This is a genomic window from Streptomyces sp. NPDC020884 (assembly GCF_044333935.1).
Taxonomy (GTDB): Bacteria; Actinomycetota; Actinomycetes; order Streptomycetales; family Streptomycetaceae; genus Streptomyces.
In genome coordinates this window covers 1,138,819-1,153,788 of sequence record NZ_JBIRRY010000001.1, presented here as the reverse complement: position 1 = coordinate 1,153,788, position 14,970 = coordinate 1,138,819, and the positions used below count along the sequence as shown (strand labels likewise).

At 73.2% G+C, this 14,970-nt stretch carries 12 protein-coding genes; 10 read left to right on the top strand and 2 right to left on the bottom strand.

Annotated elements, in window-relative coordinates; translation table 11 throughout:
- Position 1: 1 nt before the first annotated feature.
- The gene (locus tag ACH4UK_RS05260; protein WP_398354613.1) at positions 2–928 is read right to left on the bottom strand and encodes a sugar phosphate isomerase/epimerase family protein; all 927 of its coding nucleotides are present in this window, start codon (positions 926–928) and stop codon (positions 2–4) included.
- Between the two features lie 132 nt (positions 929–1,060).
- Here ACH4UK_RS05260 and iolC point away from each other — a divergent pair, with 132 nt between their 5' ends.
- From iolC to ACH4UK_RS05220, 8 genes are all read left to right on the top strand, one after another.
- On the top strand, positions 1,061–2,236 hold the full coding sequence (gene iolC / locus ACH4UK_RS05255; protein ID WP_398354612.1) for a 5-dehydro-2-deoxygluconokinase: 1,176 nt from the start codon (positions 1,061–1,063) through the stop codon (positions 2,234–2,236).
- Positions 2,233–3,144 carry a deoxyribose-phosphate aldolase gene (locus ACH4UK_RS05250; protein WP_398354611.1) on the top strand — a complete coding sequence of 304 codons (912 nt, stop codon included), beginning with the start codon at positions 2,233–2,235 and terminating at the stop codon, positions 3,142–3,144. Before iolC ends, ACH4UK_RS05250 begins: the two co-directional genes overlap by 4 nt.
- Entirely contained in the window at positions 3,141–4,052 is a 912-nt protein-coding gene (iolB, locus tag ACH4UK_RS05245) for a 5-deoxy-glucuronate isomerase (protein WP_398354610.1), read from the top strand. Before ACH4UK_RS05250 ends, iolB begins: the two co-directional genes overlap by 4 nt.
- On the top strand, positions 4,049–6,013 hold the full coding sequence (gene iolD / locus ACH4UK_RS05240) for a 3D-(3,5/4)-trihydroxycyclohexane-1,2-dione acylhydrolase (decyclizing) (protein ID WP_398354609.1): 1,965 nt from the start codon (positions 4,049–4,051) through the stop codon (positions 6,011–6,013). Before iolB ends, iolD begins: the two co-directional genes overlap by 4 nt.
- Before the next feature lie 58 nt (positions 6,014–6,071).
- On the top strand, positions 6,072–7,574 hold the full coding sequence (gene mmsA, locus ACH4UK_RS05235) for a CoA-acylating methylmalonate-semialdehyde dehydrogenase (RefSeq protein ID WP_398354608.1): 1,503 nt from the start codon (positions 6,072–6,074) through the stop codon (positions 7,572–7,574).
- A 232-nt stretch (positions 7,575–7,806) separates the two neighbouring features.
- The gene (locus ACH4UK_RS05230) at positions 7,807–9,549 is read left to right on the top strand and encodes a DUF4157 domain-containing protein (protein ID WP_398354607.1); all 1,743 of its coding nucleotides are present in this window, start codon (positions 7,807–7,809) and stop codon (positions 9,547–9,549) included.
- Between the two features lie 96 nt (positions 9,550–9,645).
- The gene (locus ACH4UK_RS05225; protein WP_398354606.1) at positions 9,646–10,251 is read left to right on the top strand and encodes a DUF4291 domain-containing protein; all 606 of its coding nucleotides are present in this window, start codon (positions 9,646–9,648) and stop codon (positions 10,249–10,251) included.
- A gap of 116 nt (positions 10,252–10,367) precedes the next feature.
- Complete coding sequence (locus ACH4UK_RS05220) at positions 10,368–10,718, top strand: DoxX family protein (RefSeq protein WP_398354605.1); 351 nt, start codon at positions 10,368–10,370, stop codon at positions 10,716–10,718.
- 20 nt (positions 10,719–10,738) lie between these two features.
- Here the strand turns inward: ACH4UK_RS05220 and ACH4UK_RS05215 are convergent, their stop codons facing one another.
- Positions 10,739–11,161, bottom strand: a complete 423-nt coding sequence (locus tag ACH4UK_RS05215) for a GNAT family N-acetyltransferase (RefSeq protein WP_398354604.1) — start codon at positions 11,159–11,161, stop codon at positions 10,739–10,741.
- Between the two features lie 143 nt (positions 11,162–11,304).
- Here ACH4UK_RS05215 and ACH4UK_RS05210 point away from each other — a divergent pair, with 143 nt between their 5' ends.
- Positions 11,305–13,962, top strand: a complete 2,658-nt coding sequence (locus ACH4UK_RS05210) for an alpha/beta fold hydrolase (protein ID WP_398354603.1) — start codon at positions 11,305–11,307, stop codon at positions 13,960–13,962.
- Positions 13,959–14,870, top strand: a complete 912-nt coding sequence (locus ACH4UK_RS05205) for an ABC transporter permease (protein ID WP_398354602.1) — start codon at positions 13,959–13,961, stop codon at positions 14,868–14,870. The genes ACH4UK_RS05210 and ACH4UK_RS05205 overlap by 4 nt, the downstream gene beginning before the upstream one ends.
- The last annotated feature ends 100 nt before the right edge of the window (positions 14,871–14,970 follow it).

Here is a 14,970-nt window from a genome sequence, read left to right as displayed (position 1 = left end):
CTCAGGGTGCTGTGCCGGGCCTTCCGCAGGAGCGGAGGAACTCCCGGGTGCGGCGGGCGATGGGGAGCGGCTTGTCCGGCGGACACGGGTACATGTCCTGCTCCACGATCGCGAACAGGTCGACGCCCAGGGCGCGGGCCGCGTCCAGGACCGGTTCCAGGGCGGGGACCCCGCCGGGCGGTTCGCACATCACACCCCGGGCCACCGCCGGGCCGAACGGCACCTCGTCCGCGACCACCGCCGCCAGGATCTCCGGATCGACCTGCTTGAGGTGGAGGTAGCCGATGCGTTCCCCGTACGTCTCGATGAGCTTGACGCTGTCGCCGCCGCAGTAGGCGTAGTGCCCGGTGTCCAGGCAGAGCGAGACGAGGTCCGGATCGGTGGCGTCGAGGAAGCGGTTGACGTTCTCCTCGGTGTCGATGTGGGTGTCGGCGTGCGGGTGGACGACGATCCGCAGTCCGTAGCGTTCCCGGACCTCCCGGCCCAGCCGCTCCGTCTGCGTGGTCAGGGCGCGCCACTGCGCGGGGGTGAGCGTGCGGTCCTCCAGCACCTCGCCCGTCTTGTCGTCGCGCCAGAAGGAGGGGATGACGACGAGGTGTTCGGCGCCCATGGCCCGGGTCAGTCCCGCGATGTCCGCGACATGCGCCCAGGTCCGGTCCCAGACGTCGGGGCCATGGTGCAATCCGGTGAAAACGGTGCCGGCGGAGACCGTGAGCCCCCGGCCCCGGGTCTCGTCGGCCAGCCGGGCCGGGTCGGTGGGCAGATAGCCGTACGGTCCGAGCTCGATCCACGCGTACCCGGCCTCGGCCACCTCGTCGAGGAAGCGTTGCCAGGGCACTTGCTTCGGGTCGTCGGGGAACCACACTCCCCAGGAGTCGGGGGCCGAGCCGATACGGATGCGGGCCGAGGAGCGGACGGAGGGGGTCATAATGCCCAGCCTCGTGGCCCGTGCGGAAGAGTGTCAAGAGTTCGTCCGAATGTCCGGACAAAATATTGACAGGGTTCCCGGGGGAGGGCTAGACCTGGGACCAGCCGGCCACCGGGGGTCGAAGGGATGCGTATGCCTGAGCCGTACGACGTGATCACCATGGGGCGGATCGGGGTGGATCTCTACCCGCTGGAGATCGGGGTACCGCTCGCCCGGGTCGAGACCTTCGGCAAGTTCCTCGGCGGTTCCCCGACGAACGTCGCGGTGGCGGCGGCCCGGCTGGGGCGGCGGACGGCCGTGATCACCCGGACCGGACAGGACGCCTTCGGCGCGTATCTCCGTCAGGAGCTGGAGCGGTTCGGCGTGGACGCCCGATGGGCGACCGCAGTGGCGGAGTATCCGACCCCGGTCACGTTCTGCGAGATCTTCCCGCCGGACGACTTCCCGCTCTACTTCTACCGGCAGCCCAAGGCCCCCGATCTGGAGATCCACGCGCCGGAGCTCGACCTGGACGCGGTGCGCACGGCCAGGATCTTCTGGATGACCGGCACCGGACTCAGCGCCGAGCCGAGCCGCTCCGCCACGCTGGCCGCCCTGCGCGCCCGAAGCGGGAGCGCGGCGCGCGCCCCGGGCCCGGCGGCGCGCACGACGGACCCGGCGCAGACCGCCGATCCGGTGGACGTGCCGCGTACGGGGACCGTGCCGCGTACGGCGACCGTCTTCGACCTCGACTGGCGGCCCATGTTCTGGGACGGCGGCGACCACAGCACCGTCGCGCCCGCGCGGTACCGCGAAGCGCTGTCCCACGCCACGGTCGCCGTCGGCAACATCGACGAGTGCGCGATCGCGACCGGCGAACGCGAGCCGTACGCCGCCGCGCGGGCCCTGCTCGCGGCCGGAGTGGAGCTCGCCATCGTCAAGCAGGGCCCGAAGGGCGTGCTCGCCGTCCACCGCGACGGCACCACCGCCGACTGCCCGCCGCTGCCGGTGGACGTGGTCAACGGCCTCGGCGCCGGGGACGCGTTCGGGGGCGCGCTCTGCCACGGGCTGCTCGCCGGGTGGCCCCTCGACCGCCTCGTGCGGTACGCGAACGCGGCCGGCGCCATCGTCGCCTCCCGGCTGGCCTGCTCGTCCGCGATGCCGTTCCCGGACGAGGTCGAAGAAGCCCTCGCGGCCGGAGCCGTCCCAGCGGACCCGGCTGCTCGGGCCGCCCCCGGCGCCCCAGAGGGCCAGGGTGCCCCAGCCGGCCCAGCCACCCCCGCCACCCCCGCCACCCCCGCCGACCCCCGGACCGGAGCGGGCTCATGACGCCGCTCGCGCCCTCCCTCTCCGAGCTCGTGCGGCTGCGCGCCGAGCGCCCCGAAGCCGTTGCCGAGGCCGCCGCGCGACGGAAGCGGCGGCGGCTGATCCGTACCACCGGCGACCGGTTGATGATCATCGCGGCCGACCATCCCGCGCGCGGCGCGCTCGCCGTCGGGGACCGGTCCCTCGCCATGGCCAACCGCTTCGAGCTGCTGGAGCGGCTCTGCCTCGCCCTCTCCCGGCCCGGCGTCGACGGAGTGCTCGCCTCCGCCGACGTCCTGGACGACCTGCTCCTGCTCGGAGCCCTGGAGGACAAGGTCGTGATGGGCTCGATGAACCGCGGCGGGCTGGCCGGCGCCGCGTTCGAGCTCGACGACCGGTTCACCGGATACCGTCCCGAGGACCTGGTCCGCCACGGGTTCGACGCGGGGAAGCTGCTGCTCCGCATCGACCACGACGACCCCGGATCGCTGGACACCCTGCACACCGCCGCCCGGACCATCGACGCGATGGCCGCCCACCGGCTGCCCGTCTTCGTCGAGCCGTTCCTCTGCCGCCGCGTCGACGGCCGCCTCCGCAACGATCTCGGCGCCGCCGCCGTGGCGACCTCCATCGCCATCGCGTCGGGCCTCGCCGGGACGTCCGCGTACACCTGGCTGAAGGTCCCCGTCACCGACGACCCCGAGGCCATGGGCCGGGTGATGGAGGCCTCCACCCTGCCCGCCGTCCTGCTCGGCGGCGAGGTCGGCGAGGACCAGGACGCCGCGTACGGGAAATGGCGCGAGGCGCTGCGGCTGCCCACCGTGCGGGGACTGGTCGTGGGGCGTTCGTTGCTCTACCCGGTCGACGGGGACGTGGCGCGCGCCGTCGACACCGCCGTATCGCTGCTCCAGCCGGGTAGGGAAGGGCCATGACGACGGATCACCCCCAGCGGGGGCAGCACCGGTACCACCTGCCGTCCGGCAGCGCCGCACGCGGGGCGTACGCCGTCGACATCGATCCCGGGCGGGCCGGCTGGGAGCGCTCGGCCCTGCGGGTGCTGGAGTTGGAGCCGGGTGGTGTTCATGAACTCGTCACCGGCGGCAGTGAATGGATCGTCCTGCCGTTGGCCGGTGGCTGTACGGTGCATACGGCAGGTGAGACCTTTGAACTGCTGGGCCGGGAGGGCGTGTTCAGCGGGGTCTCCGACTTCGCCTACGTACCGCGCGACGCCCACGCACAGATCGCCTCCGGCGCAGGTGGCCGCTTCGCCCTGGCAGGAGCGAAGTGCGAGCGACGACTCCCCGCTCGCTACGGCCCCGCGCCGGAGGTACCCATCGAGCTGCGCGGCTCCGGGACCTGCTCGCGCCAGGTGAACAACTTCGCCGCCGCCGACACCTTCGACTGCGACCGGCTGATCGCCGTCGAGGTCCTCACCCCCGGCGGCAACTGGTCCTCGTACCCGCCCCACAAGCACGACGAGAACGTCCCGGGCGAGGAGTGCGAGCTGGAGGAGATCTACTACTTCGAGGTGGCGGACGGCGGGCTCGGCTACCACCGGGTCTCCCCGTCGCGGGAGGGCGGTACGGACGTCCTCGCCGAAGTGCGCAGCGGGGACGCGGTCCTGATCCCCGACGGCTGGCACGGCCCGTCCATCGCCCCGCCCGGCCGGGCGCTGTACTACCTGAACGTGATGGCCGGTCCGGGGGAGGACCGCGCCTGGCTGATCCGCGACCATCCCGACCACCGGTGGATCCGCGACACCTGGCCGAACGAAGCGATCGACGCCAGACTCCCGCTGTACACGGCGCATCCGTCGCCCGGCCCGGAGGTAACGCCTTGAGCCCGACGCGTCCCGCGAACCCGACGAGTCCCACCCCCACCCGGCGTCTGACCACCGCTCAGGCCCTGGTCGCCTTCCTGGCCAGGCAGTACACCGAGCGCGACGGCCGCAGGCAGCGGCTCATCAGCGCCACCTGGGGCATCTTCGGCCACGGCAACGTCGCGGGCATCGGTCAGGCGCTCGTGGAAGCGGGCGGCTGCGGCGGAACCGCCCACCGCATGCCCTACCTCCAGGGCCGCAGCGAACAGGCCATGGTGCACGCGGCCGTGGGCTACGCCCGTCAGTCGGGGCGGCTCTCGGCGCACGCCGTGACCACGTCCATCGGACCGGGGGCCACCAACCTCGTCACCGGGGCCGCCCTCGCCACGATCAACCGGCTGCCCGTCCTCCTCCTGCCCGGCGACACCTTCGCGACCCGGCCCGCCGACCCCGTACTCCAACAGCTCGAAGTCCCCTACGCCGGTGACGTGTCCGTCAACGACTGTCTGCGCCCCGTCTCGCGCTACTTCGACCGGATCACCCGGCCCGAGGCGCTGATCCCGGCCGCGTTGCAGGCGATGCGGGTCCTCGCCGACCCCGCGGAGACCGGGGCCGTCACGCTCGCGCTGCCGCAGGACGTGCAGGCGGAGGCGTACGACTGGCCGGAGGCGTTCTTCGCCGAGCGCGACTGGCACGTCCGCAGGCCCGCCCCCGACACGGTCGAACTGGAAGCGGCGGTACGGGCGGTGCGCGCCGCCCGCCGCCCCCTGATCGTGGCGGGCGGCGGGGTCCGCCACAGCGCCGCCGAGGAGACGCTCGCCGCGTTCACCGCCGCCACCCGCATCCCGGTCGCCTCCACCCAGGCGGGCAAGGGCGCGCTCCGCCACGACCACCCGGCCGACGTCGGCGGCATCGGCCACACCGGCACCGCCACCGCCGACGAGCTGGCCCGCACCGCCGACCTGGTGATCGGCATCGGCACCCGCTTCTCCGACTTCACCACCGCCTCCGGCACGCTCTTCGCCGATCCGGCGGTCCGCTTCCTCCACCTCAACATCACCGGCTTCGACGCCCACAAGCTGGCCGCCCTCCCGCTGGTGGCCGACGCCCGCGCCGGACTCGAGGCCCTGACGGCGGCCCTCGCCGGACTCGGATACCGGGTCGACCCGGCGTACGAGACGGAGTACACCGGCGCGAAGGAGGCATGGGAGGAACGGGTCGAAGCCTCCTTCGCCACCCCCGACCCCACCGCGCGCCCCACCCAGACCCAGGTCCTCGGCCTGCTGGACACCCTGGTCACCGAGGACGACATCCTCATCAACGCCGCCGGTTCCCTCCCCGGCGACCTGCACAAGCTCTGGCGCGCCCGCTCCCGCGACCAGTACCACGTGGAGTACGGCTACTCCTGCATGGGCTACGAGATCCCGGCCGCGATCGGCGTCCTGCTCGCCGCCGGAGCCCGCAAGCCGCACCGCCCCGACGAACCGGGCCGCCCCGTCTGGGCCCTCGTCGGCGACGGCACGTATCTGATGAACCCCACCGAGATCGTCACCGCGGTCCAGGAGAACCTGCCGCTGAAACTGCTGATCCTGCAGAACCACGGGTACGCCTCCATCGGCGGCCTCTCCGAGTCGGTCGGCGGCGAGCGCTTCGGCACGGACTACCGCCACCGGGCGGCCGACGGCGGCTTCACCGGCCCGCCGCTCCCCGTCGACCTGGCCGCCAACGCGGAGTCGCTGGGCATGCGGGTCCTGCGCGCCACCAGCGTCGAGGAGCTGCGCACCGCCCTCTCCGAGGCCCGCGACGCCGCCGGTCCCACTTGTGTCTACGTCGAGACCGAAACGCCCGACACAGTGTCGGGCCCCCCTCCGGCCCAGGCGTGGTGGGATGTTCCGGTGGCCGAAACCGCGAGCCGACCGGCGGCGGTCAAGGCCCGGGAGGAGTACGACCGGCAGGTCGCCGCCCGACGCCGCCACCTGTGAAGCCCGCCTGCATCCGCTTGAACCTGCCTGAGCGGCTTGAAGCCTGAAGGAGTACGTCATGACGAAGACCGTCAACCACTGGATCGGCGGCAAGACAGTGGAGGGCACGTCGGGCCAGTACGGTCCCGTCACGGACCCGGCCACCGGCGCGGTCACCACCCGGGTGGCGCTCGCCTCCGTGGCGGAGGTCGACGAGGCCGTGGCGGCGGCGAAGGCCGCGTACGCGACGTGGGGCACCGCCTCGCTCGCCCAGCGCACCACGATTCTCTTCCGCTACCGCGCGCTGCTGGACGCCCACCGTGACGACATCGCCGCGCTGATCACCGCCGAGCACGGCAAGGTGCACTCGGACGCGCTCGGCGAGGTCGCCCGGGGGCTGGAGATCGTCGAGCTGGCGTGCGGGATCACCACCCAGCTCAAGGGCGAGCTGTCCACCCAGGTGTCCAGCCGGGTCGACGTCTCCTCGATCCGTCAGTCCCTCGGCGTCGTCGCGGGCATCACCCCGTTCAACTTCCCGGCCATGGTGCCGATGTGGATGTTCCCGCTGGCCATCGCCTGCGGCAACACGTTCGTGCTGAAGCCGAGCGAGAAGGACCCCTCGGCCGCCAACCTGCTGGCCGAGCTGGCGTCGGAGGCGGGCCTTCCGGACGGCGTCCTCAACGTCCTGCACGGTGACAAGGTCGCCGTCGACGGCCTGCTCAACCACCCGGACGTGGCCGCCGTCTCCTTCGTCGGCTCCACCCCCATCGCCCGCTACATCCACGGCACCGCCTCCGCCAACGGTAAGCGGGTCCAGGCCCTGGGCGGCGCGAAGAACCACATGCTCGTCCTCCCGGACGCCGACCTGGACGCGGCCGCCGACGCGGCGGTCTCGGCGGCGTACGGCTCCGCGGGCGAGCGCTGCATGGCGATCTCCGCCGTAGTCGCGGTCGGCGCGATCGGCGACGAGCTGGTCGCCAAGATCCGCGAGCGGGCCGAGAAGATCACGATCGGCCCCGGCAACGACCCCGCCTCCGAGATGGGCCCCCTGATCACCGCCGCCCACCGCGACAAGGTCGCCTCCTACGTCACGGGCGCCGCCGCCCAGGGCGCGGAGGTCGTCCTCGACGGCACGGGCCACACGGTCGAGGGCTTCGAGGACGGCCACTGGATCGGGCTGTCCCTCCTGGACAAGGTCTCCACCGACTCCGACGCCTACCGGGACGAGATCTTCGGCCCGGTGCTGTGCGTGCTCCGCGTGGACACCTACGAGGACGGCGTCGCCCTCATGAACGCCTCGCCGTTCGGCAACGGCACCGCGATCTTCACCCGCGACGGCGGCGCGGCCCGCCGCTTCCAGCTGGAGGTCGAGGCCGGCATGGTCGGCGTCAACGTCCCGATCCCGGTCCCGGTGGGCTACCACTCCTTCGGAGGCTGGAAGGACTCGCTCTTCGGCGACCACCACATCTACGGCAACGACGGCGTGCACTTCTACACGCGCGGCAAGGTCGTCACCACCCGCTGGCCCGACCCGGCCGACGCCCCGGCCGGCGTCGACCTCGGGTTCCCGCGCAACCACTGAGGGCCGCCCCGCCGCCCCCGCCGGTCCCCGCCCGCACCCCGGTGCCGGCGGGGACCGGTGCGTCGGGCCGGGTGCCGCCGAAGCCGACGCCCCCGTCCGCTCCCGTCGGCTCCGGCGGCACCCGGCCCTGCCCCTGGGGCCCGCCCGCCCTGCCCCGGAGAACCTGGCGCCGGCGCCTCCCGCCGCGTATGCAGGAGAGGACGCCGTTCCTCCGCAGGAAGTGAAGCTCCCCGTGCGCGCACAGGACAACGCCCGAAGCGGCGACACCGAGAACGTGCGGGCGCAGGCCCACCGACCGGCCGGGCCGGGCGAAGCGCCGCCGGTCGCCGGCCTGGCGTTGCAGCGCACGGCCGGGAACGCGGCCGTCGTCCAGATGCTCCGCAAGGCCGGGCACCCCCCGGCGCTGGACCACGAGCACGGCGACGGATGCGGCCACCAGGAGGACCTCGCGCCCACCGCCGCCCCACCCGTGCAGCGCAGCTCGGACGCACCCGTGCAGCGCCGCTCCGCCGTCCACGACGTCCTGCGCACCGGTGGCCGGGGTCTCGGCGGCGCCGAACGCGCCGATATGGAGGCCCGGCTCGGCGCGGACTTCTCCGATGTCCGCATCCACACGGACGCCGCCGCGAAGGCCTCCGCCACGGAGGTGGGCGCCCGTGCCTACACCTCCGGCAACCACATCGTCATCGGTGAGGGCGGAGGGGACAGACGCACCCTCGCCCACGAGCTGACCCATGTCATCCAGCAGCGCCGGGGTCCCGTCGCCGGCACGGACAACGGGTCGGGGCTGCGGATGTCCGACCCGGCCGACCGGTTCGAGCGCGAGGCCGAGGCCAACGCGAAGCGGGTCATGAGCGGGCCCCGCCCGCAGACGGACACGGCCCGTTCGGCGGACCACCCGGCGTCCGGTGGCGACGGGGCCGTCCAGCGCGCCGTGGACGTACAGCGGGTGGCGACCGACAAGCAACTCGTCATCGACGGCGGGGCGGAAGGCCCCACGACGGTCCGGTCCGCGTCGGACCTGCTCGTGTGGATGGTCGGCCACCCCGTGCCCTCCGGCCCCAGGGACTTCGCCGCACCCGCCACCCTGCAACGGGTCCTGGCGCGGCTGGAGCGGTCCGGCGGCCCCATCGACCACGCCGCGGTCTGGCGGGCCCTGGGCGAGGTCCTCGCCCAGCAGGAGGCCGGCGACAGCAGCAGTAGCAGTGGCAGTAGCAGCGACAGCGACGGAGGGGGCGGCTTCTTCCGGCAGGGCAACCGCCGGAGCGGCGACAGCAGCAGCGAGGAGGAGAGCAGCAGCGACGAGGAGTCGGAGCGTTCCAGCGTCGCCTCCTCGGGATCCCGTTCGGGAGCCGACTGGGAGGAGGGCGACTGGGACGCGGACGAGGTCGGCATCGTCCAGGAGCCGAAGGAGTTCCGGCGCGAGATGCCCGAGGCCGAGCGCGCGGAGCGGCAGAAGGCCATCGACGACAGCCTCAGCGGCTACCGGCTGGTCGGGTTCCACGGCACCAACGTCGAAAGCGTCGGAGGCCTGGTCCAGCACGGCCCGGACGCGGAGGTGATCGGCAAGGTGAACGGCAAGGGCAAGGGGCCCGGGTTCTACGTCGCCCCCGTCCTGGCCCCCGGCTCCATGAAGGCCCCCGGCACGGCCGCCGCGAAGAAGGAGGCCAGGATCTGGGGCAAGTTCCTGGTCGCCGTCTATGTGCAGGACGAGGTTCCGGTGGTGGGCGACGGAGGCGGATCCGAGGGAGGCGTCGAGTTCGAGAGCGACAGCGACTCCGGTTCCGCGTCCGGTTCCGCGCCGGCGATGGTCTACCACGGCTCGGACGAACTGGTCATCCCCGGCGGCCTGTTCGAGAAGATCAAGCTGGTCCGCAACGCCGACGACGTCGCGATGGCGTCCGACCCGGGCCTCCCCGCGGCCGGTTACGAGGACGGCGTGAGCCGGTACAACAAGGCGAAGTCCAAGCGGTGAACCGCGCCCCCGCCTCCCCACCGGTGCGCCGGCGGGGCCCGCCGCCCCGCGAAAAGCGGATGCCGGGCCACCGCCGCGCCCCGCATCCTGGGACCCATGAACTCCCCGGCCCTCCCGCCCCGCTACGAGATCCGCGCCCGGCACACCGCCTCGACCGTCACCGTCTACCAGGCGTACCCGCCCGCCATCGGGCTCCCCGCCGCACGCGACGGGCGGTTCCCCGCCGCCTGGAAGCGGGACCGGATGACCTGGATCAAGCCCAGCTTCCTGTGGATGATGTACCGCTGCGGATGGGGCACGAAGGACGGGCAGGAGGTCGTCCTCGCCGTGGAGATCGAACGGGCCGGTCTGGAGTGGGCGCTCGCGCACGCCGAACTCTCCCACTACGTACGCGACGTGCACCCCGACCAGACGGCCTGGAAGCGAAGCCTCCGCACCGCCCCCGCCCGGGTGCAGTGGGACCCCGAGCGCGACCTCGACCTGAACCCGCTCCCGTACCGCTCCCTCCAGCTCGGACTCGGCGGCGAGGCGGCCCGGCGGTACGCGGACGAGTGGACCGTGTCGGTACGCGATGTCACCCCGCTCGCGCGCGAGGTGCACACGGCGGTCCGGGCGGGGGAGCGGGAGAAGGCCGCCGCGCTGCTGCCCGTGGAGACGCCGCTCGGCCTCGTCGCTCCCCGGCCGGAGCCGACCGGGCGGTAGCCCTGCCGGGTCCCCTCCTCCGCCACGGCGACGAACCGGCGCGGCCCCCGCGTGTCCTCGTCCCGCCCGTGCCGTTAGATCATGGACCCGAGCGACCCGGCCGAAAGGCGCATCCCATGCACCCCGCCTACGTGATCATCACCGGCGTCACCATCCTGGCCAATACCGCCATCGTCGTCGCGGACCTGCTCAAGACCCCCTTCGTCCTCGCCAACTCGGCCGAGGTGGATCTGCCGCGCACCTGGCTGCCGTGGCTCGCCGCGCTCAAGGCCGCGGGCGCCCTCGGACTTCTGCTCGGACTTCTGGGCTTCCGGGACATCGGCATCGCCGCCGCCGCGGGACTCACCGCGTTCTACGTCGGCGCTGTCGCCGCCCACATCCGCGCCCGGGTCTTCCACAACATCGCCTTCCCCGGCGCCTACCTGGGACTGGCCGCGGCGTCCCTCGTCCTGGCCCTCGCGCGGTAGGGCGACCGGAGCGGACCGCCTCACCGGGCGACGCCCCCCAACTCCCAGGTCAGCATCGCGAACCCGCCGTCGTCCCTCGCCCCCGCCGACCGGTACGTCGCGAGCGCCGCCTCGTCGTCCCGCTCCACGCCGACCCACAGGCCGTAGCACCCCCGCTCCCGGGCGAGGTCCACGAGCGCCCGTGTCAGGGCCCTGCCGATGCCCCGGCGGCGGAACGGTTCGTCGACGCCGAGTTCGTACAGGCACATCTCCGTGCCCTTGTCCGGGTGCAGCATCTCGATGCCGGAGACGAAGCCCGCCGGGACGCCGTCGACGTACGCGATCAGCATCACGTGACCGTCCGCGGCGAGGAAGCGGGCGGCCCAGGCCTCGCGAGGAGGCGCGTCGTAGAGAGGGCCGGCGGCCAGCAGCTCCCTGACGGTCGTGGCGGGGCGAATGTCCACAATGGCCTCCCGAGGCAAGGGGTGTGGGGGCATTCTGTACCGCGTCCGGAGTACGGCGGGGGTGCGCCGTACCTCTCAGGGAGGCCGCTCACCTCCCCCTGGCGGCACTCAACCGGCTTGCATCCTCCGTTTAGGGTCGAGGGATGGAGACCCCTACTGCTCGACGGTGGCGCCTGCTGCCCCGTACCCGTGGCCGGTGGGCCGCGGCCGCGGCCGTGCTCGCCGTGCTCGTGGGCGGCGGCACCTGGACCGCCGTCGCCGACGACGGCTCGCCCGCCGTGCAGCGCGAGGACCGGACCCTGCGCATGGACGGGGTGCCGATCGACACCTCGTACTTCCACGGAGAAGGTTCCGGTAAGCGGCCCGCCGTGCTCATCGGGCACGGCTTCGGCGGCAGCAAGAACGACGTACGGGCGCAGGCCGAGAAGCTGGCCGCCGACGGGTACGCGGTGCTGACCTGGTCGGCGCGCGGCTTCGGGAAGTCCGGCGGGGAGATCTCCCTCAACGACCCGGACCACGAGGTCAAGGACGTCTCCCGGCTCATCGACTGGCTCGCGGAGCGGCCCGAGGTGGAGCTCGACGAGAAGGGCGACCCCCGGGTCGGCCTCACCGGGGCCTCCTACGGCGGGGCCGTGTCCCTGCTCGCCGCCGGGTACGACGAGCGGGTCGACGCCATCGCACCCGTGATCACCTACTGGAACCTCGCGGACGCCCTCTTCCCCGACGGGGTCTTCAAGAAGCTCTGGGCCGGGATCTTCATCACCACCGGTGGCGGCTGCGAGAAGTTCGAGAAGCAGCTCTGCGAGATGTACGAACGGGTCGCCGTCAGCGGCAAGCCGGACCGGGCCGCGACCGACCTGCTCACCGAGCGTTCGCCGTCCGCCGTCGCCGACCGCATCAAGGTCCCCTCGCTGCTCCTCCAGGGGCAGTCCGACTCCCTCTTCCCGCTCGGCCAGGCCGACGCCATGCAGAAGGCGATCAGCGCCAACGGCGCACCCGTCTCGGTCGACTGGATCTCCGGCGGCCACGACGGCGGCGACAGCGAGACCGGACGCGTCGAAGGGCGCGTCGGGGACTGGTTCGACCGCTATCTCAAGGAGGACACCGGCACCGGCACGGGGCCCGCCTTCCGCGTCACCCGGACCGGCGGCGTCGACTCCACCGACGGCGCGGCCCTCCTGCGCGGCGCGAGCGGCGACACCTACCCGGGGCTGCGCAGCGGCGGCCGGGACATCGCGCTCGGCGGCGGGACGAAGACCTTCCGCAACCCGGCCGGGGCCGCGCCGCCCGCCATCTCCGCCGTGCCCGGCATCGGCGGCGGACTCGCCCAGCTCTCCTCCCTCGGCGTCGGGCTCTCGCTCGACTTCCCGGGACAGTTCGGCCGGTTCGAGTCCGCCCCGCTGACCGGCCCCGTACGAGTCACCGGAACGCCCACGGTGAAGGTGACCGTGCAGGCGGACGGCGGCCGGGACGCGGTGCTCTTCGGCAAGGTGTACGACGTGTCGCCGGACGGCAGGCAGCAGGTGCTGCCCCACCAGCTCGTCGCCCCCTACCGGATCGCCCCCGGCGAGCAGGGCAAGCCGATCGAGCTGGCGCTGCCCGCCGTGGACCACGAGTTCGACGCCGGACACCGGCTGCGGCTGGTCTTCTCCGCGACCGACCTCGGCTACGCGTCCCCGGCCGAGCCCGCCACGTACAGCGTCACCGCCGACGGACCGCTGACCCTTCCCACCGCCCCCGCCGTCACCACCGCGGCGGCCGCCCTCCCGTGGTGGACCTGGGGCCTCCCGGCCGCCGCGCTCGTCATCGCGGCCGGTCTGCTGCTCACCGCCCGCCGCCGCGCCGCGACCCCGGCGCCGGACCCCGCGCTCACCGACGTACCGCTCCAGATCACCGGGCTCTCCAAGAAGTACGCGAAGTCCGTGGACCGCTACGCCGTGCGCGAGCTGTCCTTCCGGGTCGAGAAGGGCCAGGTCCTCGGGCTCCTCGGACCCAACGGCGCGGGCAAGACGACCACCCTGCGCATGCTCATGGGGCTCATCACCCCCGACGAGGGCGAGATCCGCGTCTTCGGGCAGGCCATCCGGCCGGGCGCGCCGGTGCTGTCGCGGGTCGGAGCGTTCGTGGAGGGGGCCGGGTTCCTGCCGCACCTCTCCGGGCGCGCCAACCTGGATCTGTACTGGCAGGCCACCGGCCGGCCCGCCGAGGACGCGCACATCGAAGAGGCCCTGGAGATCGCCGGGCTCGGCGACGCGCTCGCCCGTGCCGTACGGACGTACTCCCAGGGCATGCGGCAGCGGCTCGCCATCGCGCAGGCCATGCTCGGCATGCCGGACCTGCTCATCCTCGACGAGCCGACCAACGGGCTCGACCCGCCGCAGATCCGCGAGATGCGGGACGTGATGATCCGGTACGCGGCCGGCGGCCGGACCGTCATCGTCTCCAGCCACCTCCTCTCCGAGGTCGAGCAGTCCTGCACCCACCTGGTCGTCATGGACCGGGGCCGGCTCGTCCAGGCCGGACCCGTCGCCGAGATCACCGGATCCGGCGACATGATCCTGGTGACCGCCGCGGACGAGGTGTCCGAGCCGCTGGCCGAGAAGGTCGCCGCACTGCCCGGCATCGGCTCCGCCGTCCGCACCGACGACGGGCGCGGGCTGCTCGTCCGCCTCGACGGCGCCACCACCTCGCGGCTCGTCGCCGACCTGGTCCGGCTCGACGTCCCGGTCACCGGCGTCGGACCGCACCGCCGCCTGGAGGACGCCTTCCTCACCCTGATCTCCTCCGGAGGAGCAGCATGAGCGCCCCCACCCAGCCCCCCGAGATCCGGGACGACACCGCACACCCCGAGGCCGCCGGCTACCGCGCCCGGCGCACGCTTCCTCTGCGCGTCGAGGCCATGCGGCAACTGCGCCGCCGCCGCACCCTGCTCATGGGCGGGATCCTCGCCGCCCTCCCCTTCATCCTGATCATCGCCTTCGCGATCGGCGGCACGCCGGACGGCGAGGACGGCGGCGGAGGAGGCGGGGGCGGCGGCCGGATCAACCTGATGGACGTGGCGACCGAGTCCGCCGCGAACTTCGCCGCCACCTCGCTGTTCGTCTCGGCCGGATTCCTGCTGGTGGTGCCGGTGGCCCTGTTCTGCGGGGACACCGTCGCCTCCGAGGCGAGCTGGTCCTCGCTGCGCTATCTGCTCGCCGCACCCGTGCCGCGGGTACGGCTGCTGTGGTCCAAGCTCGTCGTCGCGCTCGGCTTCAGCCTGGCCGCGATGGTGCTGCTGCCGCTCGTCGCGCTGGCGGCCGGCACGGCGGCCTACGGCTGGGGCCCGCTGAAACTGCCCACCGGGGGAGCGCTGGCCGCCGGGGACACGGTGCCCCGTCTCGCGCTCGTCGTGGCCTTCATCTTCGTCTCCCAACTGGTCACCGCGGGCCTGGCGTTCTGGCTGTCCACGAAGACGGACGCCCCGCTCGGCGCGGTCGGCGGCGCGGTCGGCCTCACCATCGTCGGCAATGTGCTCGACGCGGTCACCGCGCTCGGCTCCTGGCGCGACTTCCTGCCCGCGCACTGGCAGTTCGCCTGGGCCGACGCGCTCCAGCCGCAACTGGAGTGGGGCGGCATGATCAAGGGCGCGGCCGTATCAGTGACCTATGCCCTGATTCTGTTCGCGCTGGCCTTCCGCGGGTTCAGTCGTAAGGACATCGTGTCCTGAACCTGATGTTCCGCCCGTTTCCTGTCCGCTGTTGCCGCATCGAGATGGTTCCGCAACGCTTTCGTCGACTCCGGTCGGCGGCCCCGTACGTCACATTCAC